Origin of the sequence: Actinocrinis puniceicyclus, from assembly GCF_018283645.1 — a bacterium.
GTDB lineage: Bacteria > Actinomycetota > Actinomycetes > Streptomycetales > Catenulisporaceae > Actinocrinis > Actinocrinis puniceicyclus.
In genome coordinates, this window is sequence record NZ_JAGSXH010000408.1 from 1 (window position 1) to 394 (window position 394).

At 63.5% G+C, this 394-nt stretch carries 1 protein-coding gene; it reads right to left on the reverse strand.

Annotated features, from left to right (window positions below; genetic code table 11):
* Positions 1-91: 91 nt before the first annotated feature.
* Positions 92-394 (reverse strand): DUF6444 domain-containing protein (locus KGA66_RS29515; protein ID WP_246509023.1); only part of this gene is annotated, 303 nt, incomplete at its 5' end.

The window sequence follows — 394 nt, forward strand, 5'->3', positions numbered from 1 at the left end:
CAGCTTGCGGTGGTTTGAGGCCTGCTCCTGCAAGCCGACCCCGGAGGACCTACCTCCATCTCCCATGTAGCATCGCTCCAGCACGCACGCTCTACATCCGCGCACCGCCTTCACGTTCGTGGCACACAGGCTTCGAGGAATTCTTCGAGTTCTGCTTCAGCGCCGCTTCCAGCTCCGCGATCCGTGCCGTCAGCAACGTGATCTGCTCCTGCTGCGCGACCACCAGCGCCGCCAACTCCTCATACGAGGGCTTCGGCGCAACGGGCATATTGAGCCGTGTCTCTTCGCTGGCTTGGTCGTTGGTTGAGCTGTGAGACTTGAGAACGTGGACGCCCGGCGCATTCCGCCGCAGGCGCAAGAGGATCTTCGCCGTCGGGTGGTGTCCGCGGTGGAG